Below are 23,806 nucleotides of genomic sequence, written 5' to 3' on the forward strand. Positions count from 1 at the left end.
CAATCTCCCGCACCGACCGAGGTAGGGCCCTGCCACCAACGCGTGCAGGGCCCTACGGCGTCCAACTACTTTTCGTGTAGAGCTTTGTCTCTGGGGCTGAGCCGATGCGGTGCTGTCTCCCGGACCGTGAAGGCGGTAGCCAGTGAGATGCCCGCGACTAGCATCAGGTAGAAAGCGGGGGCGAAGGGGTTCTGTGTGACTCCAACGAGGTATGTGGCCACGAGTGGAACTGTGCCTCCGAAGATGGCTGCCGTAAGCCCGTATGCCAGGGCAAACCCGGAGTACCGCAGCCGGGTTGGGAACAGTTCGATCATGACGATGGCCGTGATGCCGGTGACTGCGCCCCGGATGACACCCATGAGGGTCTGCCCGGCGACAGCGAAGGGTGCCGTGCCCTGCATCATCACCATGTATGCGGGGAAGGCCATGACTATGGCCAACGCCAGGCTGCCGAAGAGTACCGGCCGGCGTCCGAAGCGGTCGCTGAGTCGACCCGAAACCACTGTGAATGCCATGGCCACAATGGTGGCAATCAGAGTGGCGGTGAGGGCTTCAGATTGACTGATCTTGATGGTGACCAAAAGGTAGTTCGTGTTGTAGGCCTCCATGAGGTAGATAGGGAGCATCGCTACGATTGCCAGTCCAGCGCATTTCAGCAGCGACCTGTAATGTCCCCGCACCACGGCGCGGAGCGGGAATTGCTCGACTTCACCGGCGTCCTGGATTGCCCGGAATGCGGGCGTTTCATCGAGGCGGCGCCGGATGTAGAGGCCGATCAGACCCAGCGGCCCGGCTACCAGGAAGGGCACGCGCCAACCCCAAGCTTGCATGTCAGCGGGGCTAAGAAATGAGGAAAGCGTGGTGATCACTGCCAGCGCCAGCAGGTTGCCGACGAAGGCCGCGGCCATGACGAGCCCAACGAGGGAGCCACGTTTGGTGGATTTTGCGTGTTCGACAATAAAGGCCAGGACTCCGCCCAGTTCGCCTCCGAAGGACAGGCCCTGCATGATTCGAAGAATCACAAGCAGGATGGGTGCGGCAATGCCGATCGCGTCATAGCCGGGCAGCAGGCCGATGCCTACCGTTGCCACGGTCATCAGCATGATCACGAGAATTAGGGTCTTTTGGCGCCCCAGTCGGTCGCCCAGGGATCCAAAGATGAGGCCGCCGAAGGGGCGGGCAAGGAAGGTCACCGCGAACGCCGAGAAGGCCGCCAGGAGCGAGACGGTGGGGTCGGTAGAAGGGAAAAAGACTTTCCCCAGAGTTGCTGCGAGCAGGCCAAAGGCGATGTTGTCGTAAAACTCGACTACGTTGCCGGCGGATGCTGCCGCCACTGCGTGGCGGGCCGACACTGCCTCGGGTTCTGGCTTTGTAGGTGCTCCGGTTGGACTCAGCGGTGAGCTCATATTTCCTCCGAGATGATGGGTAGGCCGAGGGGCATCTTTGCCCTGTAACGGCGCGCCCATCCAGCCAACGCTGATTCCGCACATGTGTCAATAGTTTTGCTGGCAGAATTGTTAATAATTCTTGCCGCTACTTGAGTCGGAGAGAGGGATGCCGCCCGGGGAGCGTGCTGGAGGTGCTGGGCTTAAACTCCAAATCGCCCCACCCACGTGGGCTGAGGCGAAGTGGAGCAGCTTGTTGGTTAGGTGGCTGTGAGGGTCCGGGCGTCCAATGCCGCGGCAACGGTCTGCTCGAGGAGCGTGGCTATGGTCATTGGGCCTACGCCTCCGGGGACTGGGGTGATGAGGCTGGCGGCTTCGCTGGCCTTTTCGTACTCCACGTCTCCTACATTGCCTGGGTTGTATCCTGCGTCGATGACGACAGCGCCCGGTTTGATCCAGGACCCTTGGATGAGCTCCGGACGGCCGACGGCCGCGATGACAATGTCGGCGGTCGAGACGATGGCGTCGAGGTCCTTCGTCTTGGAGTGGCAGTAGGTGACGGTGGCGTCCCGTTCCAGCAGCAGCATTCCAGCCGGTTTGCCAAGGATCGGGCTTCTTCCGATCACGACTGCATGTTTTCCTGCCAGTGGAACGTCGTAAGCGTCCAACAGGGAGAGAATGCCTCCCGGCGTAGCTGCCCTGAATCCGGTGGCGCCGAGTGCCATCTTGGCGAAGGAGGCGTAGGTGACACCGTCAACGTCCTTGGAAGGGATTATCGCTTCGAAGGCTGCCCGCCCGTCGACGTGTGCGGGGACGGGGTGCTGGAGCAGGATTCCGTCTACGCCAGGGTCCTGCGAAAGCTCCTCGATGCGGGCGACGACCTCCTCGGTGCTGGCTTCGGCAGGTATTTCGATCCGGCGCGATTCCATCCCAACAGATTTGCAGCGGTTGGCCTTCATCCGCACATAGGTCTGCGACGCGGGGTCGTCACCCACGAGTACGGTCGCGAGCACTGGCGCGCGGCCATAGATGCGGGTGAATTCCTGGACGTCGGCTTGGATGCGGTCGTAGGCTTTCGCGGCGACGGCTGTGCCATCAATGATCTGCGCTGTCACTGGTGCTGGGTCTCCTCGTCTGTTTGGCGCCGCGCAGGCTCGGTTCAGAGGGTGGTGAAACGATCAGCTTGGCGGCAGAAATGTAGGTGCCGAAATGGCAGTGGGCGGGAGCCGATTAGCGATTCCCGCCCACTGCTAACAGTTCGTCCGGTCTGGTTAGAGCGTGCCTGCTGCGTGTTCCTTTGCAATGTAGTCGCAGGCCCTGGCGGTCAGCGCCATGATGGTAAGCGTGGGTCCCACCGCTCCGTTGGAGACGTAGCTGCTTGCGTCGGTGACGAAGAGGTTCGGCACATCCCAGGACTGGTTGAATTCGTTAAGCACCGACGTGGTTGGGTCGTTGCCCATGCGTGCGCCACCGCACTCGTGGATGGCAGCTCCCATGGCCAGGCTCTTCTTGAATCCGAGCCTGAAGATTGCCCGGCTGACTGGGTCCACATTGGGCCAGATTTTCTTGGAGTCCAGTCCAAGCGCGGAGCCGGCGAAGTTGATGCTGTAGCCCGATGCCAGTGCCATTTCTTTCAGGCCAGCCACCTGGGCACGCATGAGGTTGCGCTCGTTGTCGGTGATTTCCAGCCGGATACGGGGCGCGGGAATACCCCAGGCATCCTTGCGTCGGCGGTCGATGGTGATCCGGTTGCTGCGGTACGGAAGCATCTCGCCGAATCCCATGAGTCCCACGACACCGGGTGCGCCCTTGGGAACCGGCATCCGGCCGATCGTGCCTTGGACGGCCCACCCGCGCGCGAAGTTCGTTTCCTGTTTTCCGTCCTTCTTCAGGTTGTCGAAACGCGGAATGTACACCCCGCCAACCGCCGGGTAGTAGGGGTCTTCCGGTGCGGGGTTGACGACCTCATGGCCGGGGTTGGACGGGTCACCGCCGAACAGCAGGCTGGGGGTCTGGTCCATAAAGTAACTGCCCAGGAGCCCGGACGAATTTCCCAGACCATCCGGGTGGCCATCGGTGGCGGAGTTGAGCATGATCCGAACAGATTCAATCGTGGACGCGCACAGCACAACGACGTCGGCACTTACGTGCTGTTGCTTCTTGGTGAGACGGTCGATGAAAAGGACGCCGTCAGCGCGGCGCGTCTTGGAGTTCATCGTTACTTTGTGTGCGACGGCGTCGGTGCGGATCGTCAGGCGTCCGGTCTTCTTGGCTGCAACGATGCCTACGGGGACCCTGGCAAGGTTCGGTGCCTGGTAGCGCCACGGCACAACGTGCCGCTCCGGCCATTGGTTCTCCACTGTGCCCTTGAATTGCTTTTCGGCCTCTGTGAACAGGGAGGGACCGACGTAGCGGCCGTCGGGAAGGTTGCTCAGGTTGTCCGTCGTTCCGTACACGCCCATGTACTCTTCGACGTGGTCATAGTAGGGAGCGAGGTCCTTGTAGGAGATGGGCCAGTCTGCGCCGTGTCCATCGTGGGAAGCGGCCTTGAACTCGTGATCTGAGGACCGAAGGAGAACCCGGCCGTAGGCGTGGAATCGACCGCCCAGCTGGCGGCCTCGGATCCACAGGAAGTCCCCGCCCTCGGTCGTGTAGGGGTTCCGGAGATCATTGACGAGGAACTTGCTCTTCTGGGGCTGGAACATCGCGCGGCGGGCCTGCACGTGCTGACCCATGAGGCCTGCCTTGACCCGGTCGTAGAGACCGATGCTCATCTCTTTTGGATCTGCCGGCGGAAGGGGTTCAAAGTCCGCCTCGGTGAGGTCGCGGCCCGCCTCCAGAAGCAGAACTTCCAGGCCGCGTTCGGTCAGTTCCTTAACTGCTGTGCTGCCCGCCGGGCCAGATCCCACGACGACGGCGTCATAGTGCTTTTTATCCACGAGGGGAAATCCTTCCATTGGTGATTCTGGGGTCGTACGCGTTCATGCGCTCCGACCTGCGGGCATCACCGATCTTTTGAAACAACGATGTTTGTTTAGCTCCCGGACCGTTCATTCATTGAATGGTCTAGAACCTGAGGGGAGACAAGCGTACAAGTTTAGTGATTTATGTCAAGAAAATATTCCCAAACTATTCAAAATATGAACAGTTCCTTGGCCGCTGGTTCACGTGCGAACTCCAGCAGGCCGCGCACCCTCTGCCATCGACGCCGCTCTCCTGGAGAAGATGCAGCCAAAGGGCACGGCCGGGTCGATCTCTCCCCCATCCGGCGCCGGGCCGGCCCGGGGTGTACAGACCCGGCCGTGCGGCTCTCGACGGCGGCTTGAAAGCGCCTTAAAACGCCATTGCAGCTATAGCCCCGGGCTGCAGCTGCAATGTGCGGAACGAAGGGGGCTTAGACGGCGATGGGCTGGCGCTGCGGCGCCGCTTCCCGCTCTTCTTCTTTGATTTCCAGGAGTGTCTCGATGACGCTTTGCACGTGGCGGCGGGCAGCCTGCTCGGCCATCTGCGGGTCCTTGGATGTAACAGCCTCGATGATGGCCAGGTGCTGGCCTAAAGAAACCTGCGGCCGCCCGGGACGCTGGGACAGCTGAAACTGATGACGGACGATTTGGGAGCGCAGTTTCAGGATCAAGGCCGTCGCTATTTCCTGGGCTCCGATCTCAGCGACCAGCTCATGCAGCTGCGAATTGAGCCGGGCGTACGTCCGCAGCTCAGCCCCTGCCACCGCTTCTTGCATCTGGGTCCCAATGCGGTTAAGGCGCTCCGCTTGTTCGGCAGTCACGCGCTCCGCAGCCCGGGCGGCGATCAGCCCCTCCAGGACACCACGGCACTCCAGGATTGCGATGGCCTCGTCCAGGGAAACACGACGGACGCGCGCGCCCCGATTGGGAATCTTCTCGACGAGGCCATCGCCCGTCAGATCATCGATCGCCGAGCGCACGCTGCCCCGGGTGACCCCGAACATTTCCATGAGCTCTGCTTCGACCAGGCGCTGTCCGGGCGACATTTCTCCGCCAAGGATCGCACGTCGTACTCCGTCCACTACCAGCTCCGTCGCGGCAGCTCCTGACAGGACGTTCTGTCCCTCACCTTGCATCAGTGCCTCCCTCAGGCCCAGTCGTCATTGACTTTAAATGTTGCCAATAGTGTAAGCGATCCGGGCTGGCAAGCTCGCCCAGATGCTTTCCCAGATCTTTGTCACGTACTGGGGCTGAGAATGAAACTACAGAAAGATTGACATTCATGGCAACTAAATTGTTGCCAATAATAGGTGACGAGCCTAACATTGGGATGCGGCTAGCCGCAGCAAGACGGCAAAGGAGCAACGTGCTCGCCCGCCGCATCAACCAGGGCGCTCTGGCCCAAGGAGGAATGACAATGTCGTCGATCAAGAAACGCCACCGGTGGATGGCTGCCATCGCCGGGGCCTGTCTGGTCCCCGCTCTCGCCGCTTGCTCCTCAGGCTCTGCCGGCACCAATAACTCCAGCGGCGGAACGCTCCGCTTCCTCGGCCACACCGGTTTGCAGGCTTCGATGGACCCGGTGATCAAGTCTTTTAAAGAAGCCCACCCGGACATTGATGTACAGGTCCAGTACTCCCCCGCCGGACCCACATACGGACAGACTCTGATTACACAAATCCAGGGCGGCAACGCACCGGATGTCTTTTACGGCAACGGCGGTACCGGTGCCACCGAGTCGCTGATCCCCTTGGCCAAGTCGGGCAAGCTGCTGGATCTGTCCGATCAGTCATGGGCGTCCAGCATCCCTGCGGAAGCCGCGGACATGTACAAGGTCGACGGCAAGGTCTACGGCATGGTCATGGACGCCGCTCCTCACGGAATCCTGTTCAAGCCCGCAAACCTGACTGCCTTGGGCGTCAAGGCGCCCGAGACGTTCTCCGATGTCCTGAATATTTGCAAGACAGCCCGCGCGCAGGACAAATACGGCATCGCCCTGGCCGGCCAGTCTGCGGGATTCGCCGCCGAGATCGTCGCGGCCAGCCTCGTGTACAGCAAGACACCGGACTGGAACGCCCAGCGGACCGCGAACAAGGTCACTTTCGCCGGCACCCCGGAATGGCAGGAAACGCTGAAGCGGTTCCAGCAGATGCGTGACGCCCAGTGCTTCCAGCCAGGGGCGGAGTCTGCGAGCACCCCGCAGTCATTCCAGCCCATGACCGCCGGGCAGACGCTCATGACCATTGTGCCGTCCGGGGCGCTTGGCTCCGTGGCCAACGGCAGCCCGAAGGACTGGGCGATGGTTCCCTTCCCGGGTGACACGAAGGACCAGACACGGGCACCCATCGGATACCAGGACGGCCTGGCGGTCTCGGCCAAAACCAAGAACAAAGCCGCGGCACTGGAATTCGTGAAGTTCGTTGCAGGCCAGGGCGCGGCCACACGCGCCGAGCTTAGCGGCACCGTCACCCTCGCTGATGCCAAGAACGCGAAACTCCCCCAGAGCCTGAAGGGCTTCGAACCGTACATCACCAAGGGCCAGACGATCCCCCGGTCCCACGACACCTGGGCGGGCGGCGGCGCACTGAACACGCTCAGCACCGCCGTCATCTCATCGATGAACGGCCAGGCGTCCATCCCCGACGCTTTGAAGACCGTCGATGCTGCCTGGGGCAAGTAGAACAATGAATGTCGACGAACGAGTAGCCACGCGGCGCTCCGGGGCCCGGGCGGAGGGCGATGCCCTCAGCCCGGGGGCACCCGGGAAACCACGCACCCGCAAGAGTGGCCGCAGCCGGCTAACGGTTCCCTTGCTGTGGGCGGTCCCTGGAGTCGTGATCGCCCTTGCTGTCCACTTCTTGGCGGTCGGCGCCGGCGCCATCTATGCCTTCACCGACTGGAACGGCACCGACACCCCCACCTGGATCGGCCTGGACAATTTCAAGGAAATCTTCCAAAGCACCGAAGCACTGGGCTCAGTCATCAACACGATCCTGCTGTCCTTCGTCGCCGTGGTGCTGTCCAACATCTTCGGAATGGCCCTGGCGATGGGCCTCCACCGGACCATACGCTCCAGAAACTGGCTGCGCGGCATCTTCTTCGCACCCGTGGTGCTGAGCCCTCTGGCGGTTTCCTACATCTGGCAGTTCATCTTCGATGCACAAGGTCCCCTGAACAAGCTGCTGGAAGCGGTCGGACTGGAATCATGGGCGCGCCCGTGGCTGGCCGATCCCACCTGGTCTAAATGGACCATCCTCGTCGTTCTTGTCTGGCAGTATTCCGGCCTGGCCATGGCCTTCTACCTCGCAGGGCTGCAGAGCATCCCTGCTGAAGTCGAAGAGGCCGCATCAGTTGACGGCGCCTCAACCCTGCGCCGGCTCCGGTCTATCACACTGCCTCTGCTGGCCCCCGCGGTAACCGCCAGCGTGACCATCACGACCGTGTTCAGCCTTCGGGTCTTCGACCAGGTTCTGGCCCTGACTGGCGGCGGACCCGCCCAGGCATCCGAAACACTCGCGACCCAGATCTACGCCCAAACCTTTGTCGCAGGCCGGTTCGGCTACGGTGCAGCCCTTGCCCTCGTGCTGACGGCCCTTGTCGCTTTTGTCTCGATCATGCAGCTGGTTGTTCTGCGCGCCCAAGAAAAGAGAATCTAACCGATGTTCCCCTACACCCGCCGAACCTTCGGCCGCGAACTGTTGCTCCTGGCCGTGGGGGCCATCTGGGCCATTCCCTTCTTCCTCCTGGTCACGATCTCCCTGAAGCCCTCAGACGAGATGCTGCTCAACCCCACAGGAATGCCCACCAGGCTTGACACCTCCACCTTCCCCCAAGCCTGGAAAGGCAGCGCCGGCGTCAGCCTCGGAGAGGCCCTGGTCAACAGCCTTGTCATCACCCTCGGCAGCGTGCTGGCGCTGATCGCCATCGGCTCGATCTGCGCCTACGTCGTCGCACGCCGGGGCGGACGGATGGGAGCGGGCCTGTATGGCCTGTTCGTCGTCGGAATCATCCTGCCCTTCCAGCTCGGCATCGTCCCGGCGTATGCCGTGCTGCGTGAGCTGAACCTCGCCGGTACTTATCCGGGCATGATTCTGCTGTACACCGGGCTGCTCATGCCCCTGACGGTCTTCCTCTACACAGGCTTCGTCCGTACCCTGCCCAAGGACTATGAAGAAGCGGCCTTCGTGGACGGCGCCTCGCGGCTGCAAACGTTCAGAAAGATCGTCTTTCCCCTGCTGCGTCCCATCACGGCAACCGTCGCGGTCCTCACCGGCGTCATGGTCTGGAACGACTTCTTCGTCCAGCTGATCTTCCTCTCCGGAAGCCAGCTGCAGACATTGCCCGTGGCGGTCTATTCGTTCGTCGGCGAATACATCTCCCAGTGGAACCTCATCTTCGCGGCAGTAGCCATCTGCATTGTCCCGGTCCTGGCGTTCTACGTCTTCGCCCAGCGCCAACTGATCAGCGGCTTCACCGGCGGCATCAAGTAGGCCCACCGCCCCACCTCGGCAAAACCCGAAAAGCACCACAGTCTTCCCCTCAGGGCAGGCTGTGGTGCTTTTCGCTTCCCATGTTGATGCTCAGCGGAATGGCTGTGGACCTGAGCTTTAAAGTGCCCGGCCCGCACGGTCCGTCCCCGGTATGTCAGGACAGGCCGGCTGCCCAGCGGTGGCATGCTACAAAAGCGATCCGACCGCTTCTTTGGCCAGGACGCGGTGGGTCAGAAGGCAGCTGAGTCCGCGGAAGAGGGCGTCTTCCCCACCGTCAGCGAGGCTGATTGTCAGGCTGCTGGTAGCCATGGGCGCGCACTGGCCAAAGATGGACTCACGTATGCCAGCCAGAAGGTACCCGGGCTCCCGAGGCTGCCCGCCGACAACGATCACCGAGGGATTCAGAAGAGTTACGGCCCCGGCCAAAGCTCTCCCGAGGCGGCGACCGGCCTCGCGGGCAGATGCCGCGTCCGGCGTCCCCGTGGTGAGGACGAGTGTCGGTGAACCGCATCGGCACAAAATGTCCCCCTCGCTTTCGGAGGGGGCCAAAATGCCAGCGGCGCCTGTGGAACCCCTCTGCAGTTGACCCCCACTGAAAATTGCCGCGCTGGGGCAGCAACCAAGGTGGACATAGAGAAGGTTGGCGTGGCCGGGCCAGCGGGCCATCCGCTCGTGGACTGCGTGCAGATTGACGTCGCTTTCCACCACGACCGGCACCGCCATTGATTCCGCAATGAATCCGGTGATGTCAAAACCCGCCCACGCCGGCAACTGCCGGGATCGCAGAGGCTTGCCGGTGCCATCGATAATTGCGCTGAGCCCGATACCGATTCCGGCCAATTCTTCAGAGCCCCGCTCGATGCTGGCCATCATCTCCGAACCGGACGTAAGCACAGCCGCCAGCGTCTCCTGCGGCAGCTGTTCCGGCCCGACCTCAAGAGAACGGAGCAGCCGGATCGTGCCGCCCAGGTCGATGAGCGCCATCCTGACCTGGGTAGGAGAAATATGCACTGCCAGGGAAAGCCGTGCGCCAGGGTTGAAGACGACAGTCGACGGCGGGCGTCCGCCACTGGACGCTGCCTCCCGGCCCGGCACGACAAGGCGCGTTGCCGACAGGGCGTCGAGCCGGGAGTTCAGGGTGGACCGGGCAATACCCAGCTCAAGAGCGATGTCGCTGCGCGTCCGCGGCCGGCCGTCTTTCAGGAGCTCGAGCACTTCCCAGACACCTGCGTAATCAACGGTCCGGGGTGGCCGGCCTTTACCGGAGGTCACCGCCGGGGAACGTGCGTGCATGGCTGGACAAGGCTCACCGCTGCTGGTCGAGGTGGACCCACTGGCCCGACCTCGCAGAGCTTACAACCGCGTCAACGATGCGGGCAGAGTGGAGCCCGTCGGCGAAGGTGGGCAACCCATCGCGGGTTTCACCGCGGACTGCCGCATAGGTGTCCTCGACAAAATTCTCGAAGCACTGCGCATAGCCCTGTGCGTGTCCTGCGGGAAGGCTGGAAAGGCGCCGCTGCTCGGTCGATCCCAGGGAGGGGTCCCGATGCACGACTTCCGCCGGCCCCTGGCTTCCAAGCCATACAGTTTCCGGGTTCTCCTGGTCAAAGACGGCGGACTTGAGAGCGCCATCGAATTCGAACCAGAGCCGGTTCTTCCGGCCCGCCGAAACCTGGGAAACAGTGACCGTGCCCAGGACGCCGGAAGCGGTCCGGAAGATGACGCTCGCGGCATCTTCGGTGTCCACTTTCGTCAGCTGCGTCATCCCGTCACTGCCGCGGGGACCCGGGCGTTCGGGGACGGAAATGGTCATCTCGGCGAAGACCGAGGCTATGCGCTCACCGGTGACGAATTCCATCAGGTCACACCAATGGGAACCGATATCGGCGAATGTGCGGGACGGCCCCCCGGCCTTGGAATCCACCCGCCAGCTGGTTGACTCAGGGGACAGCAGCCAGTCCTGCAGGTAACTGCCGTGCAAAAGCTGCCAGGTGCCGAATTCCCCGGCAGCGGCCCTGGACCGGATCTCCCGGACCAGGGGATGAAAGCGGTACACAAAAGGGACGGTGGCTGTGCGGCCGGCACCGGCCGCAAGCTTGACGAGCCGCTCTGCCTGGTCGCTGTCCACGGACAACGGCTTCTCACAGATCACGTGCGCACCGGCCGCGATGGCCGCCTCGACGTGCTCAACGTGCAGGCCGTTGGGACTGCACACATGGACAACATCGGGCCGCAGCTGCTCCAAATCCGCCAGGGAGCGGATGGGTTCGGTTCCCCACGCCGCTGCAGCCTCCACGGAGCGTTCGGGTGTGGAGGCCATGACGCCGGCAAGCTGTCCTCCTGCAAGGAGCGCGGCGCGCCGGTGGACGGCGCCGATCATGCCGGTGCCGAGGATGGCGACTCTGGGTGCAGGACTGTGGTTCATGGTGTGGCTTTCCGTGGTCCGGGGTCATCTCTGTGGATGAGCAGGGTTTTGGTACTGGTTGTGCTGTGTGTTCAGGCAGGTTCAGCCGTCAAGCGCGACAAACTGGACGAAGGCCGGTTCGGGGACTGCGATGTCCGTCAGCGGAGTCAGGGCCCCTGTGTCGTTGTCGAGCCCGTAAGAGCGGACCAGGCCAGCCGGTCGGTCGGCGACGAGCATGAAGGACCCGGAAGGATCGATGGTGAAGTTCCGGGCCGCTACACCTGGGTGCAGTGAAGGCGCCAGGGACACATGCCCCAGCCTGGTGAGCTTGCCGTTTTCGTCGGTGCCAAACCATGCCAGTGTGTCTTCGCCCCGGTTGTTGACGTACACAAAACGGCCATTCGGGTGGACGCGGACTTCCGCAGGCTCGTTCAGGCCTTCATGACCGTCCGTGGTGCCGACCCGGTCGAGGAGCCGGAGCTCTCCCGACTGGTCGCCGAAGGCCATGGAGGCCAGTTCCGAGGCGAACTCCAGCGTTACGAATGCGTTCCCTGTAGCGGGGTCGAAGGATATGTGCCGGGGGCCGGTCTCTTCGGGGAACTGGTAGGTGAACGCCGGTTCCAGGGTCGCCCCGAGCCTGTAAACGAAGATGCGGTCGGTGCCCTTGTCCGCCACCAACACGAAATGGCCGGAAGGGTCGATGACGGCACAATGCGCGTGCGGGCTGGCCTGGGCGTGGCCGCCGGCCTGTGGCGAGAAGTTGGGGTCCTTCCCGTGACCTTCCATGACCTTGACGTCGCTGAGCGGGCCGATGCGTCCGTCCGGTTCCAGGTCATAGACCAGGACGGCGGAATCGTCGTAAACGTATTCCACGGTCCATTCGCCGTCGGGTCCTTTGACGGCCCGCTCGACATGATCGAAACTGCCGTGATTGGCCGTGACGAGGCGCCGCTGGTCATCGCTCACCGACAGGAACGTCGGGAAGGGGCCCGGGGCGGGGCGTGAGTTCAGCGGTGTGAGGCTCCCGTCCTGCCTGTTCACCGCGAAGGCGTGCACGGCGGCAGGGGCCTGTACGGGTCCCCTGCCGTCCGTTTTCCGTTCATCGACGGCATACAGCGTGCCGGTGGAGGCTGCGTAGGCCAGGTATCCGGCTTCGGCGGGCGCTGCGGTGTGGCCTGCTTGGGTGAGTTCGCGCCCGTCCTTGCTGACCTCCAGGATGTGGATCCCGCCGCTGCCGGGGCTGGAAGCGCCGGTGTAGGTTCCGATGAAGGCGATGAGGCCTGGTGCGCGTCCGCTCATGATGCGATCAGCCTTTGCAGCATTTCCTGGTGTCGGCGGACCTGGTCGACTTCGCTCATCAGGTCTTCTTTGGCGAGGTCCTGGAAGTAGCGCTGTCCCTCGTATTCGGAGTTGATGTACCCGTCGAAGCCGCCTTCTTTCAGGGCGTTGATTGCCGCGTCGTAGTCGATGGCGATTTCCTGGAACTGCCCGGGCTTGCCCGGTACCGGGGACATGTTGTTGAACTTTCCGTGCACGTGCGTGATGTGCGGGGCGAGGTGCCGGAGAGTGTCGGCCTTCGTGTGCGAGAGGGTCAGGGCTTCGGCGACCACCACATAGTCCAGATCGCGGGGGTCCTGGACGTTCGCGTCGGTGAACTGTTTGACCCCGCGGAACGCCTGAAGGAAGTCCTCCTTGCAGCTCCCCGATTTCAGGTACCGGTTGAACTCGGAGCGCAGGTTGCCGGCAGTGTCATTGGCAAGATCGACATAACCGAAGGGCGCTTCACCGCGCTGCAGGCGCACGGCGAGCTCGACCGAGGCGTCGCAGGCGGCTTCCTGGGCTCCGCGGCGCTGGAAGGACGCGAGCTGGACCTCGGAGGGCCGGAACTGGAAGATGCCCAGGTCAGGCACGATGCCCAGGTGTTTGGTGTTCGTCAGGTCGATGACGTCAAGGATCTCATTGACCTGCTGCCCTTCGAGGGTCATGGGCTGGTGAATTTCCTTGCCAAGGCGGATGTCCAGTTCCTCCGCCAGGGGCAGGGCGGAAATCAGGACGGACACCGGCACCACGGACAGGACACGGACGTTGCTGAAGCCAAGTTTCTTCGCGAGCCGGAGGTCATGACGCAACCGTTCGGCGCATTCCTCGATCGTCATGACGTGATCGCGGAACTGCAGCACGTCCATGCCGACGTCCATGGCTACGGGGGTGGTGCCGAAGTCCTCCATCCACGTGAACCACTGGCGGATGAAGTCCTCCCCCGGGTCGGGGTAGCGCAGCGACATTTCGTCGATGATTTCGATGCCGTCAGCGCCGAGGTTCTGCCCGACTTCGCGGAGCTGGCCTTCCAGGTCCAGTTCCTTGAAGAACTGGGTCTGCTGGTAGCTGTACAGGGACACGCCACGCTTGATGGCCATCAGTTTTCCTCCTGCTCGTTCAGGGTCAGTTTGTAGGTGACGATCTGCGGGGCCTTATCCGACCCTGCACCGGTACCCGGCTTGGGCGGGTTTTTCACCCATTCCTCGTCTGTGGGGAGATAGCCGTAGGCTGCCAGCACGGACTGCTGGAATCGGACGGTGTGGTTCCCTGCGGCCAGACCTCCTGGAGCGGTGACGTGCAGGATGGCTTCATCGTCGTAATCCCAGTGTTCATGTACTGCTGTTCGAATTTCGTCAAACGTGCGCGGAGGTTTGCCGTTAATTTCGAAGCGTTGGACCTCGGTCGGGTACTCGGTCCCGTCGACTTCAAGGTAGTAGCCGTTGTGCAGCGACAGGTACACGCCGCGGTAGTTCGCGTGACGGACGGCAAGGGAAAAACCGGTGACTTCCCCGTCGTTCACTTCGTTCTTCAAACTGTCGGACCGGATCAAAAAGTTCTCAAACATTTCCTACATGCCAATCGTGGGTGTTAAGGGGCTTCATCTTTTCCGCTGCACGGGGCTTGTTGCTGCAGTCGGCGGGTGGACAGGACCCCGAAGGCCCCGGTCCTCGTAAACGGCGGGTTTTTGGTCCTGGTCCCTGGAAGGAAGACTTCAGGGTGACGGGGCGGGGAGCGGGCGGCGCACTGCGGTGAAACCCCGAAGCCGGCCGCTCCCCTCCATCACGCGACCATGGTCAGATGGCGGGCGCGGCTTCGAACCGCTTGACGTCCTGGTGGCGGGAGTGGCGGAAGAAGGCGATCCAGATGATGGCCGTGAGGATGGCGGTTCCTACCGGCAGGAGCCACAAGGGAGCCCATGCCTCGGGCCCGGCTGTTGGGTTTGCCGCGACGGTGGAGCCAAAAATCTGGCCGGACAGGAACGTGCCGATGACAGCACCGAGGCCTGAAATGACGAGGATCAGCATGCTCTGTGCCTGCGCGGTCAGTTCAACGGGTGATACCTGATCGATGTACATGGCGCCGACGACGAGGAAGAAGTCGCTGCAGATGCCGTGGAGGGCGATCGCGAGGATGGCCAGCCAGTGCTGGTCACCGGCGGCGGCGATGAACAGGGCGAAGCGGACGCCCCACATGAACATGCCGGCCAGGAGGGCCCATTTCATGCCGATCTTCTTCAGCACCCACGGGATGGTCATGATGAAGAGAACTTCCGAGGCCTGCCCGATCGCCAGGACGCCTGCAACGTTCTCAATGCCAAGGGCACCCAGGTAGGGGGACGAGAAGGCGTTGTAGATTGCCAGGCCGATGGAGGTGAGGGTGGCGCAGATCATGAACACGACGAAGTTCCTGTGGCGGAGCAGCTGGAAGGCCTTGGCGCCGATGACGTCGCCGATGGAGAACTTTACGCCCTTGGCTGGCGGCGGGGTGGCGGGCAGGGTGAAGGCGTAGAGGCCGAATGCGAAGCTGGCCACTGCCGTGACGTAGAAGATCGAGGGTGATGCGGACAGGCCCAGTGCGCCGACGAACAGACCGGCGATGACCCAGCCGAGGGTGCCGAAGACCCGGATGTAGGGGAACAGGTCCTGGCGGTTTCCCAGGTGGCGGAACGCGATCGAGTTGCTCAGGCCAAGGGTGGGCATGAAGAAGAGCATGTAGGCGAAGACCAGAACCAGGACGAGGTTGCCGTTGCCGGCCTGCACGGCTCCGGGAAGGAAGAGCATCAGTGCGCCGCCGGCGAAGTGGGCGACTCCGAGTACCTTCTGGGAGGACATGAACCGGTCACCGAGTGCGCCCAGGAACATGGGGGAGACAATGGCAGCGACTGCGGCCAGCAGGTATGCGTTGGCGATGATTGCCGGCAGACCGTTGGTTGCCAGGACAAGGCCAAGGGTGGCAAACCAGGAGCCGAAAACAACGAACTCCAGCAGCATCATTGCGGTCAGTCGGGGAAAGACGGTTTTGTTGGTGCTGACGGAGGCATCACCGGGAAGGGTGGACGAAGCGGCTGTCATAACCGGGGCGTCGTGGCCCGTGGGATGACTTCTCATCATTGAGATTCCTTTGCTTGAGCGGAAGACCATTCATTCCTTGAATGGTCTTTATCCAGTGGGGCGTCAAGCGTACAAGTTTAGTGATTTATGTCAAGGAAAAAGTTTTCAACCATTCATTTTCTGAATGGTTGAGCTGCTTGCATCCATGCCGATAGGTCGCTGGCGCCTTGTCCCGTGTGTTCCAGGACGGCAGCCACACCACCAAGGAGGGTGGCGTCAGCGTTGACTTCAGCGGCGCGGAAGCGGATGGATGGGGAGACCGCTTTCAGGCTGTTGACTTCCGCTGACGACAGGAGGCTTTTGAACACGAGTGACCCGCTCCGGCCCAGCAGTCCTCCAATGACGATCATGCTGGGCGCCATCACCTTGGCCGTACTGGCAAGTGCGCGGCCCAGGTGCCGGCCGGTCTCGTAGAGGACCCGCTGGCACGCAGGGTCTCCTTCCTTGGCGGCCTCAATGACCTCAGCCAGGTTGCGTTGCGTGCCACCTGAAGCCCTCAGTGCGCTGAGAATGGACCTCTCGGACGTCACCGTGGTGAGGCAGCCGCGGCTTCCGCAGAAGCAGACGGGCCCGTTGGGTTCGAGCATCATGTGCCCGATTTCGCCGGCCATCCCGTCACCGCCGTAATAGATCTTGCCGTTGATCACGAAGCCGCCGCCGATCCTCGAGCCGCAGGCGACATACAGGAAGTCATCCATGCCACGCCCTGCTCCCCAGGTCCATTCTGCGAGGGCCGCGAGGTTGGCGTCGTTCTCCACGACGACCGGAACCCCAAGTTCCCCTGCAAGGGCCTCCTCGATGACGATGTCCTGCCAGGACGGAAGCTGGAGGCGCGCCCAGGAGGCGATCTTGCCGGAGGGTCTCGCGATCGGTGCCTGCATGCCCACCGCGACGCCCGCAAGATCGCGGACTTCCAGGCCGGCGATTGCCGCCAGTTTATGGATCATTTCCAGCGCGATTTCGGGGTTCCCGCCCTCGGCTTCGGAATCTTCCTCGAACGTCACCTCCGCGTCGTACCGGTCGCCGCGGCCAAAATCGAACAAGGCGCCGTGAAGGGACGTCACGTTGACCTGAATGGAAACCACTGCGCCCTGCGTGGGCACCAGTGCCACGAGGGATTCCCGGCCGTTTAGCGGCTGCAGTTCAACGGCACCCTCGTCCCTGAGGGCTTTGACAATGTTGTTTACCGTCGCAGGAGAGAGCTCAACGCTTCTGGCCAGGGCGGCCTGGGATGTAGGTCCATCCTTCCTCAGCGCCTCGAGTACCTTGAGCGTATTGCCGCGGCGCACCCCCGAGGTCCTGGCGCGCGCCGCTTTCGTCTGTTCTGCCCGGGTCCCTGACTGCTTGCTCACCCCGCCAGCCTACTCTTCAAAAATTGAACGATCAAGGCGTCGCTCTTGCTTCGAATGTTTCTTTTTTGTAGATTGTGGGAAGGCGCTGCTGCAGATTCCCAGTCGACCTGACGTCTAATCCCCGTTTCCTATCCCGTCCCTGACCGCGGAGCCATCATGTCCGGCACAGATTCAGCTCGTCCCCACGGTCTGGTGCGCGGCTGGTGGGAAGAGATCGCGACTTTCGCGCCGGATACCGGCGGCCGCTGGAACGCACTTCGTGTCAGTGTCGCTGTCACCGCACCGCTGTCGGTGCTGCTGGCGCTGGGCCATCCCGAGCTGACCAGCCATGCCGTCTTCGGAGCGCTAAGTTCCGTTTACGGCAAGAACTATGTGGCGCGCGACCGGTTGCGGGCGCAGCTTGGGGCCGGTGCTGCGTTGACCGCAGCGGTGACAGTGGGCGCGGTCGTGGGCGTTGCAGGTCCCGCTTCTGCCTGGTCCGTTGTCCTGATGAGCCTTCTGTCTTTGGCCGGCTACCTGATGACCAGGCGATTCGGGTGGCTGCCTGTCCCCTCCCTTTTTCTCGTCTTCGCTGCCGGAACGACATCCTTCATCCCGCATGACTGGGCGGGGGTGCTGGTGGCCTTTTGTCTCTCTGCACTCGCGGCAGTGTTCGGCGCTGTTGTGGGACAGTCCGGGATGCTGTTTCCAAGGGCCCGGTCACAGACAGTTGCTGCCCCGCTCCCGACGCCCCTGAAGAAGATCTTTGGCGCCCCTGGCGCCCGCACCCAGATGCTGCAGTACGCGATAGGTCCGCTCGTTGCCGGCGGCACCGCGACGGCACTTGGGCTGGGACACCCCTACTGGGCTGCAGTCTCCGCGACAGTGCCCCTCATGGGCACCACCCTCGGAGCGCAGCTGGGTCGTGCCACCCTTCGGCTCCTTGGCACCCTTGTGGGGATCGGTATCGCCGCGGCCATTATCAGCCTGCTGTCCCCGGCCTGGATGCTGGTCCTCGCGGTCGCCGTGCTCCAGGTCCTGATCGAACTGACCGTCACCAGGAACTACGGCGTTGCCGTAGCGTGCATCACCCCCGCAGCGTTGATCCTTAGCCACCTCGCTGCACCCACGGATGTGGGAGGGCTTCTGGCGGACCGGGTCCTGGAGACCGCACTGGGCATCACCGTCGCGACGGCGGTCCTCCTCCTGCGGGTTCCCCGCCGCACCGGTCTCCATTCCGGCACGCCAACACCTGCCACCACCGCCATGCCAACCCCCCAAACACCGGCGGCCAACGATGGTTCCGCCTAAGCCCGAAGCACCTGCCTCCGGCAGGTCCGCCCAGAAGGAGATCCACATGTCCCGTCCCTACACCTTGTTTACCGGCCAGTGGGCCGACCTGCCCTTCGAGGAAGTCGCCAAACTGGCCTCCGGCTGGGGCTACGACGGCCTGGAAATCGCCGTCTCTGGGGACCACCTGGACGCCTGGCGCTGGGACGAACCCGGCTACGTCGAATCCAAACTCGAGATCCTGGACAAGTACAACCTGAAGGTCTGGGCCATCTCCAACCACCTCAAGGGCCAGGCCGTGTGCGATGACCCGATCGACTTCCGCCACGAAGCGATCGTCGGGACCCGGGTCTGGGGCGACGGAAACCCCGAAGGCGTCCGCACCCGCGCCGCCGAGGAAATGAAGCACACCGCACGCCTGGCCAAAGCACTGGGTGTGGACACCGTGGTCGGGTTCACCGGCTCCTCCATCTGGCAGTACGTCGCGATGTTCCCGCCCGTTCCGGAAAAGGTCATCGACGCCGGCTACCAGGACTTCGCCGACCGCTGGAACCCCATCCTGGATGTCTTCGACGAATGCGGGGTCCGCTTCGCCCACGAAGTCCACCCCTCCGAGATCGCCTACGACTACTGGACCACCGTCCGCACGCTCGAAGCGATCGGCCACCGCGAAGCGTTCGGGCTGAACTGGGACCCCTCCCACTTCATGTGGCAGGGCATCGACCCCGTCTCCTTCATCTGGGACTTCAAAGACCGGATCTACCACGTCGACTGCAAGGACACCAAGCTCCGCCAAACCGGCCGGAACACCGTCCTGGGCTCCCACCTGCCCTGGGGCGACCCCCGCCGCGGCTGGGACTTCGTCTCCGCCGGCCGCGGCGACGTCCCCTGGGAATCCTCCTTCCGCGCCCTCACCGCGATCGGCTACACAGGCCCGATTTCGATCGAGTGGGAAGACGCCGGCATGGACCGCCTCCATGGCGCCCCCGAAGCCCTCGCCGCACTCAAAAAGTTCGACTTCCCCGCCTCCCAGACCAGCTTCGACGCCGCCTTCAGCACCAAGAACTGAAGCCGTGCTGTAACCACCTGGAGAGAAAGACGACGAAAAGTCCCGCCGCTGAGAGCGGCGGGACTTTTCGTTGTTGCGGTTCTGGTTTCCTTGGCCGGGCAGGTTAGTGGACGACCGCGGCCTCGACCGGCGGGGTCCCGTGGGTGTGGAACGAGTCGATGGTCTTCAGGCCCCAGGCCTGGCCCTTCTTTCGTTCTTCCTCCGTCCAGTTGACGGTCTGCCAATCAGGGTCGAGGACCAGGCGTGCGCCGGCGTTGCAAAGTTCGATGCGGTTGCCGCCGGGTTCGTAGACGTAGAGGAAGAAGGTCTGCTGGATGGCGTGCTTGTGCGGGCCGGTTTCGATGAAGACGCCCTGTTCCAAGGCGATGTCGGCCGCCCGCAGGATGTCTGCCCGGGTGTCCGTCGCGAAGGCAATGTGGTGCAGGCGCCCGGAAGTTCCGGTCCGGTCACGCGTGTAGACCGCGTCGTAGCCCTTGTTGGTGAAGGTGGTCCAGCTGCCGGCGACCGATCCGTTGTCCAGGACAATCTGCTCGGTCACGAGGGCCCCGAGCATGTCGCGGAGGAAGTCGCGGTTGGCTTCCACGTCAACGCCAAGGTAGTTAATGTGGTCGAGCCGGCGCACGCCCACGCCGCGGCCCGGGTATGCCTGGGCCTGGTTTTTCAGGGACGGCTTGGACTCCGAGGGGGCTGTGAACTTTTCGGATTCCCAGTACAGCGCGAGCTCGTGCCCGTCTGGGTCGCGGAAGACGTAGGTCGGGCCGTATCCGGGGTCTCCGTCTTCCCAGCCGATGCCGTAGCCGGCCGCTTCGATTGCTGCCACCCTTCCGTTCAGGGCCTCCTGGCTTGATGCCCGCAGGTGGGTCCGCTGGATCCCCGAGGTCTCGTGCTGGGACAGCGAAATTGTGTGGTGTTCGTATTCGTCCCAGGTGCGCAGGAATACCTTGCCGTCCTGTTCGCCGTTGAGGGACATTCCCAGGTAGTTCACGAAGAACTCGACGCTCTGCTCCAGCACGGGGGTGTTCAGGTGCAGGTGGGACAGGTGTGCGACCTCATGCCGGAGGGGCATTGCAGTCTCCTTATCGTTAGAAGTTATTTGTTGCTGGCAGTTTTACTTGCGGAAGATGACGGTGGTGTTGCCGTCGCGAAGAATGCGGTCTTCACTGTGCCAGGCCACCGCCTTGGCCAGAACCAGCCGTTCGACGTCGGCGCCGCGCTGCATCAGCTCGGCCGCCGTGTTCGCGTGGGTCACGCGGACGACGTCCTGTTCGATAATCGGTCCCTCATCCAGGTCTTCGGTCACATAGTGTGCCGTTGCCCCGATGAGTTTCACACCGCGTTCCTTTGCCTTCTGGTAGGGCCCGGCGCCGATGAAGGCGGGAAGGAAGGAGTGGTGGATGTTGATGACCGGCACCCCGACCTGGTCCAGGAAATCGGACGACAGGATCTGCATGTACCGTGCGAGCACGATGAAATCGACATTCCCCTTCAGAAGCTCGAGGTGTCGGCGTTCGGCAGAGGCCTTGTCGTCCTTCGCGACGGGTACATGGATGTACGGGATGTTGAACTGCCGGACATCCTCGCCCAGATCCGGATGATTAGAAATCACCATGCTGATGTCAATGTTGAAGTCCCCGCGGCGGTGACGCCAGAGGAGGTCCAGGAGGCAGTGGTCGATCTTTGAGACGAAGATGGCGACACGTTTCCGCCGGGTCGCATCCACCAGTTCCCACTCAAGGTCCAGCGGCCCCAAATTGTCCCCAAGCGCCAGGCGCAGCTCGTCAATCCGCGTTCCGAGGTCTGGCAGGTGGAACTCCGTGCGCTGGAAGAAGCGGCCACTTTCAGGATCCGTGGAGTACTGGTCCAGCGAGATGATGTTTGCCCCGAGGTCTGAGAGCAGGGTGGACACTGCCGAGACAATGCGCGGTCTGTCCTGACCCCGGACCAGGAGTCGGCCGATGTCGTTTGGCGTATGGGGTGTGGCGGTCATCTTTGTCCTTTGCTTTACGGGGAGGCACCCCGCTCGTTCATTCCCGCCCTATCGGCGGCAGGTCTTAGTGAAGGGTCGCAAGTGTTTTCTGGCGCCAGGACTCGGCACCGGCGACATCGTTGAAGGTGAACAGCCGCAGCCCTTCGATGTTCGTCCCCGAACCGGGAAGACTGTCGGCAAGGCTTCCTACCAGCTGGTTCGGGCTGAACCCGGCCGGTGAGAAGAACTTCCCCAGAAGGCCTTTCTGTTTCTGGAGGAACCGTGCGGATTGTCCGAGTCCGATTCCGGCTGAAATGCGGATCAGCTTTTGACGGCTGACTGGGCCGGGCACGCCGACGATGATCGGGACATTGATCCCCCGGGCCGCGACGTCACGCGCCCACCGGAGGGTTGTCTCCGGGCTGAAGCACATCTGCGTAACGATGCGGGACGCGAACGGCGCCTTGGCTTCAAGTGCCGCCCACAGCGCTTCATCCGGGATCTTGGCATGCCCCTCCGGGTAGCCGGTGACTCCAACATCAAACGGTGCGCCCATCTCACTGAGCGCCCGAAGGAGCGAAACGGCGTCGGGAAAGATCCCAACGGGTTCGGCCGCATCGCCGCCCAGCACGAAAACGCGCTCGACCCCCGCATCTTTCAGCTGGGCGACGATATCTGCAAGTTCGGCCCCGTCCAGAATCTGCCGCGCCGGAAGATGCGGATTCACGTTGTATCCCCGGCGGCTTAGCTTCGTGGCCAGATCAATCGTTGCTCCGATGCCTTTGGCTTCGGTCACCGTGATGGTGATCGGAACCTCAGTAGGTACGTGCTGCAGAACAGCATCCTCCGTGCCTTTGAAAGGCATGACTTCAAAGCTTGCCCCGGAAACCAGCTTGGCGAGGTCGCTCCTGTTCCTGGAGCGTGCGGGTCGTATCATGACGGACACTGGCTGTCACTCCTTCGCACTGGCCGCCGCTCAGGCTTTGCGGTAGGTTTCGCGGGCGAACTGGACGTAGGGTGCCGGTGCAACAGTTGCGCGGATTTCCACCTGGCGGTGCTTTTCAACAGTGGGCTTCGTGGAGTTCTCCTTCTCGCCCCACAGCACAGTCACTTCGGTGCCCGGTTCGCTCACGGAGGCATCGACGCTGGCCAGGGAGACCATCAGGTGCTCGTTGGAAATGTAGCCGGCGTCCATGGACAGGCCAACGCGCTTGCCGTCCTTGACGACCTGGTCGATGTGGAACAGGGCGTACCGGGCCTTGGGCATTTCGATGTATTTCGCCGGCGTGCCCTCCTGGTAGAGGCTTCCGATCGCGGCGGTGACGTCGTCGCTGTTCCAGACGAGGGTGACTTTTTCCTTGTTCGTCTCGGTGGCGATCTTCTCCAGCGCTTCGCGCCCAACGAAGTCATGGTCGAAGGCTACGATGCGTCCGTAGCCGATGTCGTACGGGGTGACGTAGTACTCGGTGATGTCCTCGGAATCCATGCTTCCGCCGAGGGAACCCATTTCCTTGACGTCGAGCCATTCCCGGTAGCCCTTCAGGTTTTCGCCGAAGATCGCCGGCATCGGCGACGGGATCCAGGCCGACTCGAGGTTGGCGGTGGAGTAGGCCTTGGCGCCGGCACGGACGAGTCCGTGGTCCTTGCCGGCTTCAAGCAGCGCGGCGAGGACTTCCTGGCCTTCGTCCCAGGGGCCAAACAGTTCGAAGCCCGGCTGGCCGGCCATACCGTGGCGGATACCCCGCACACGCTTTCCGGCGATGGTGAAGTCTGCCATGTGGAAGAACTTCACCGACGGCACAGGTGCGCCGCTGGCCTGTTCGAGGATCTTTAGCGCGGTCGGTCCCTGCAGTTCGTAGCGGTAGACCTTGGGAGGACCGGAGACACGGTCGTAAGAGTTTTCGTCCCGTTCAACCTGGGCGTCGTAGTCGCCGATGCTCAGGTTGTACTGGATCCAGTTCAGCACCATGGGGTGGCCGACGAGGTCAAAGCTCTCCTCATCGAGGTACACCAGCACGGCATCGCCGATGAACTGCCCGTCGGGGTTGACGGCGACATACTGCTTCGCCTGTCCCGGAGCGAAGGTCTTGAAGCTGTTGACGCCGTGGTCCTGAAGCAGCTTAAAGGCGTCGGGGCCGGTGATGTAGAGATCAGTCATGTGGTGCGACTGGTCCAGGAGTGCGCAACCCTCGCGCCAGGCGCTCTGCTCCGAACGCCAGTTGGTGAATTCAGCAGCCACCGGGAAAGTGTGGGGGCGGATCGGGGAATTCCGGAGAAGGGCAACCGGGCCCCCGCTGCGCTCAATGGCTGCTTCCATATTCTCGACGGTCACGGGACAAAACCTCCTGATAGATGATGGGCCGTCCGACCCGCCAAAGGAGGAATCGACATCCTTGGCGAAGTGAACGTAGTCACATCCTAGCCAGATGCCAACCAAATTGGCAACAATCTGAGCGCCAATCTTCACCCGCTCTTCGC

General features: G+C 62.8%; 20 protein-coding genes. 5 read left to right on the plus strand and 15 right to left on the minus strand.

Going from position 1 to position 23,806, the window contains the following annotated elements; translation table 11 throughout:
• Positions 1 to 65 precede the first annotated feature (65 nt).
• The 4 genes from ACFTR6_RS18350 to ACFTR6_RS18365 all read right to left on the minus strand — a co-directional run bounded on the left by ACFTR6_RS18350 (position 66) and on the right by ACFTR6_RS18365 (position 5,484).
• Positions 66 to 1,406 carry an MFS transporter gene (locus ACFTR6_RS18350; protein WP_377958933.1) on the minus strand — a complete coding sequence of 447 codons (1,341 nt, stop codon included), beginning with the start codon at positions 1,404 to 1,406 and terminating at the stop codon, positions 66 to 68.
• 239 nt (positions 1,407 to 1,645) lie between these two features.
• A complete protein-coding gene (locus ACFTR6_RS18355) occupies positions 1,646 to 2,500 on the minus strand; it encodes a bifunctional 5,10-methylenetetrahydrofolate dehydrogenase/5,10-methenyltetrahydrofolate cyclohydrolase (RefSeq protein ID WP_377958934.1) in 855 nt (284 codons plus the stop codon).
• A gap of 156 nt (positions 2,501 to 2,656) precedes the next feature.
• The gene (locus tag ACFTR6_RS18360; RefSeq protein ID WP_377958935.1) at positions 2,657 to 4,324 is read right to left on the minus strand and encodes a GMC oxidoreductase; all 1,668 of its coding nucleotides are present in this window, start codon (positions 4,322 to 4,324) and stop codon (positions 2,657 to 2,659) included.
• A 455-nt stretch (positions 4,325 to 4,779) separates the two neighbouring features.
• A complete protein-coding gene (locus tag ACFTR6_RS18365) occupies positions 4,780 to 5,484 on the minus strand; it encodes a GntR family transcriptional regulator (protein ID WP_377958936.1) in 705 nt (234 codons plus the stop codon).
• A 275-nt stretch (positions 5,485 to 5,759) separates the two neighbouring features.
• On the opposite strand from ACFTR6_RS18365, the gene ACFTR6_RS18370 reads away from it, so the two are divergent.
• The 3 genes from ACFTR6_RS18370 (at position 5,760) to ACFTR6_RS18380 (ending at position 8,838) form a co-directional block, all read left to right on the plus strand.
• On the plus strand, positions 5,760 to 7,028 hold the full coding sequence (locus ACFTR6_RS18370) for an ABC transporter substrate-binding protein (protein WP_377958937.1): 1,269 nt from the start codon (positions 5,760 to 5,762) through the stop codon (positions 7,026 to 7,028).
• A gap of 154 nt (positions 7,029 to 7,182) precedes the next feature.
• Positions 7,183 to 8,004 (plus strand): carbohydrate ABC transporter permease, encoded by an 822-nt coding sequence (locus tag ACFTR6_RS18375; protein WP_377958938.1) that lies wholly within the window; start codon positions 7,183 to 7,185, stop codon positions 8,002 to 8,004.
• Positions 8,005 to 8,007: 3 nt separating this feature from the next.
• Entirely contained in the window at positions 8,008 to 8,838 is an 831-nt protein-coding gene (locus tag ACFTR6_RS18380; protein ID WP_377958939.1) for a carbohydrate ABC transporter permease, read from the plus strand.
• A gap of 186 nt (positions 8,839 to 9,024) precedes the next feature.
• Here ACFTR6_RS18380 and ACFTR6_RS18385 read toward each other — a convergent pair whose 3' ends face one another.
• The 7 genes from ACFTR6_RS18385 to ACFTR6_RS18415 form a co-directional block, all read right to left on the minus strand.
• Positions 9,025 to 10,053, minus strand: coding sequence for an ROK family protein (locus ACFTR6_RS18385; RefSeq protein WP_377958940.1), 1,029 nt, complete (start codon positions 10,051 to 10,053; stop codon positions 9,025 to 9,027).
• A 91-nt stretch (positions 10,054 to 10,144) separates the two neighbouring features.
• Positions 10,145 to 11,263 (minus strand): Gfo/Idh/MocA family protein, encoded by a 1,119-nt coding sequence (locus ACFTR6_RS18390; RefSeq protein ID WP_377958941.1) that lies wholly within the window; start codon positions 11,261 to 11,263, stop codon positions 10,145 to 10,147.
• Positions 11,264 to 11,344: 81 nt separating this feature from the next.
• Positions 11,345 to 12,541 carry a lactonase family protein gene (locus ACFTR6_RS18395; protein WP_377958942.1) on the minus strand — a complete coding sequence of 399 codons (1,197 nt, stop codon included), beginning with the start codon at positions 12,539 to 12,541 and terminating at the stop codon, positions 11,345 to 11,347.
• A complete protein-coding gene (locus ACFTR6_RS18400; RefSeq protein WP_377958943.1) occupies positions 12,538 to 13,659 on the minus strand; it encodes a hypothetical protein in 1,122 nt (373 codons plus the stop codon). Before ACFTR6_RS18400 ends, ACFTR6_RS18395 begins: the two co-directional genes overlap by 4 nt.
• Positions 13,659 to 14,126, minus strand: a complete 468-nt coding sequence (locus ACFTR6_RS18405) for a DUF6379 domain-containing protein (protein WP_377958944.1) — start codon at positions 14,124 to 14,126, stop codon at positions 13,659 to 13,661. The genes ACFTR6_RS18400 and ACFTR6_RS18405 overlap by 1 nt, the downstream gene beginning before the upstream one ends.
• Positions 14,127 to 14,355: 229 nt before the next feature.
• Positions 14,356 to 15,672 carry an MFS transporter gene (locus ACFTR6_RS18410; protein ID WP_377958945.1) on the minus strand — a complete coding sequence of 439 codons (1,317 nt, stop codon included), beginning with the start codon at positions 15,670 to 15,672 and terminating at the stop codon, positions 14,356 to 14,358.
• Positions 15,673 to 15,785: 113 nt separating this feature from the next.
• Entirely contained in the window at positions 15,786 to 17,024 is a 1,239-nt protein-coding gene (locus tag ACFTR6_RS18415; RefSeq protein WP_377958946.1) for an ROK family transcriptional regulator, read from the minus strand.
• Positions 17,025 to 17,180: 156 nt separating this feature from the next.
• Between ACFTR6_RS18415 and ACFTR6_RS18420 the strand changes: the two genes are divergently transcribed.
• Together ACFTR6_RS18420 and ACFTR6_RS18425 are read left to right on the plus strand one after the other, a co-directional pair.
• The gene (locus ACFTR6_RS18420; RefSeq protein WP_377958947.1) at positions 17,181 to 18,314 is read left to right on the plus strand and encodes an FUSC family protein; all 1,134 of its coding nucleotides are present in this window, start codon (positions 17,181 to 17,183) and stop codon (positions 18,312 to 18,314) included.
• Between the two features lie 46 nt (positions 18,315 to 18,360).
• Complete coding sequence (locus ACFTR6_RS18425) at positions 18,361 to 19,362, plus strand: sugar phosphate isomerase/epimerase family protein (protein ID WP_377958948.1); 1,002 nt, start codon at positions 18,361 to 18,363, stop codon at positions 19,360 to 19,362.
• Between the two features lie 103 nt (positions 19,363 to 19,465).
• Here ACFTR6_RS18425 and ACFTR6_RS18430 read toward each other — a convergent pair whose 3' ends face one another.
• The 4 genes from ACFTR6_RS18430 to ACFTR6_RS18445 form a co-directional block, all read right to left on the minus strand.
• The gene (locus ACFTR6_RS18430; protein ID WP_377958949.1) at positions 19,466 to 20,428 is read right to left on the minus strand and encodes a VOC family protein; all 963 of its coding nucleotides are present in this window, start codon (positions 20,426 to 20,428) and stop codon (positions 19,466 to 19,468) included.
• Positions 20,429 to 20,470: 42 nt separating this feature from the next.
• A complete protein-coding gene (purU, locus tag ACFTR6_RS18435; RefSeq protein WP_377958950.1) occupies positions 20,471 to 21,349 on the minus strand; it encodes a formyltetrahydrofolate deformylase in 879 nt (292 codons plus the stop codon).
• A 64-nt stretch (positions 21,350 to 21,413) separates the two neighbouring features.
• Complete coding sequence (locus tag ACFTR6_RS18440; RefSeq protein WP_377958951.1) at positions 21,414 to 22,124, minus strand: methylenetetrahydrofolate reductase; 711 nt, start codon at positions 22,122 to 22,124, stop codon at positions 21,414 to 21,416.
• A gap of 180 nt (positions 22,125 to 22,304) precedes the next feature.
• Positions 22,305 to 23,660 (minus strand): aminomethyl transferase family protein, encoded by a 1,356-nt coding sequence (locus ACFTR6_RS18445; protein WP_377958952.1) that lies wholly within the window; start codon positions 23,658 to 23,660, stop codon positions 22,305 to 22,307.
• Between the last annotated feature and the right edge of the window lie 146 nt (positions 23,661 to 23,806).

This window comes from Arthrobacter sp. NPDC057009 (genome assembly GCF_042673905.1).
GTDB lineage: Bacteria > Actinomycetota > Actinomycetes > Actinomycetales > Micrococcaceae > Arthrobacter.

What these genes read in the sequence shown, in the direction of transcription:
- ACFTR6_RS18350 (WP_377958933.1), bottom strand. Translation starts at nt 1,406, where the DNA reads ATGAGCTCACCGCTGAGTCCAACCGGAGCACCTACAAAGCCAGAACCC.
- ACFTR6_RS18365 (WP_377958936.1), bottom strand. Translation starts at nt 5,484, where the DNA reads ATGCAAGGTGAGGGACAGAACGTCCTGTCAGGAGCTGCCGCGACGGAG.
- ACFTR6_RS18370 (WP_377958937.1), top strand. Translation starts at nt 5,760, where the DNA reads ATGACAATGTCGTCGATCAAGAAACGCCACCGGTGGATGGCTGCCATC.
- ACFTR6_RS18380 (WP_377958939.1), top strand. Translation starts at nt 8,008, where the DNA reads ATGTTCCCCTACACCCGCCGAACCTTCGGCCGCGAACTGTTGCTCCTG.
- ACFTR6_RS18390 (WP_377958941.1), bottom strand. Translation starts at nt 11,263, where the DNA reads ATGAACCACAGTCCTGCACCCAGAGTCGCCATCCTCGGCACCGGCATG.
- ACFTR6_RS18395 (WP_377958942.1), bottom strand. Translation starts at nt 12,541, where the DNA reads ATGAGCGGACGCGCACCAGGCCTCATCGCCTTCATCGGAACCTACACC.
- ACFTR6_RS18400 (WP_377958943.1), bottom strand. Translation starts at nt 13,659, where the DNA reads ATGGCCATCAAGCGTGGCGTGTCCCTGTACAGCTACCAGCAGACCCAG.
- ACFTR6_RS18405 (WP_377958944.1), bottom strand. Translation starts at nt 14,126, where the DNA reads ATGTTTGAGAACTTTTTGATCCGGTCCGACAGTTTGAAGAACGAAGTG.
- ACFTR6_RS18410 (WP_377958945.1), bottom strand. Translation starts at nt 15,672, where the DNA reads ATGATGAGAAGTCATCCCACGGGCCACGACGCCCCGGTTATGACAGCC.
- ACFTR6_RS18420 (WP_377958947.1), top strand. Translation starts at nt 17,181, where the DNA reads ATGTCCGGCACAGATTCAGCTCGTCCCCACGGTCTGGTGCGCGGCTGG.
- ACFTR6_RS18425 (WP_377958948.1), top strand. Translation starts at nt 18,361, where the DNA reads ATGTCCCGTCCCTACACCTTGTTTACCGGCCAGTGGGCCGACCTGCCC.
- ACFTR6_RS18430 (WP_377958949.1), bottom strand. Translation starts at nt 20,428, where the DNA reads ATGCCCCTCCGGCATGAGGTCGCACACCTGTCCCACCTGCACCTGAAC.
- purU (WP_377958950.1), bottom strand. Translation starts at nt 21,349, where the DNA reads ATGACCGCCACACCCCATACGCCAAACGACATCGGCCGACTCCTGGTC.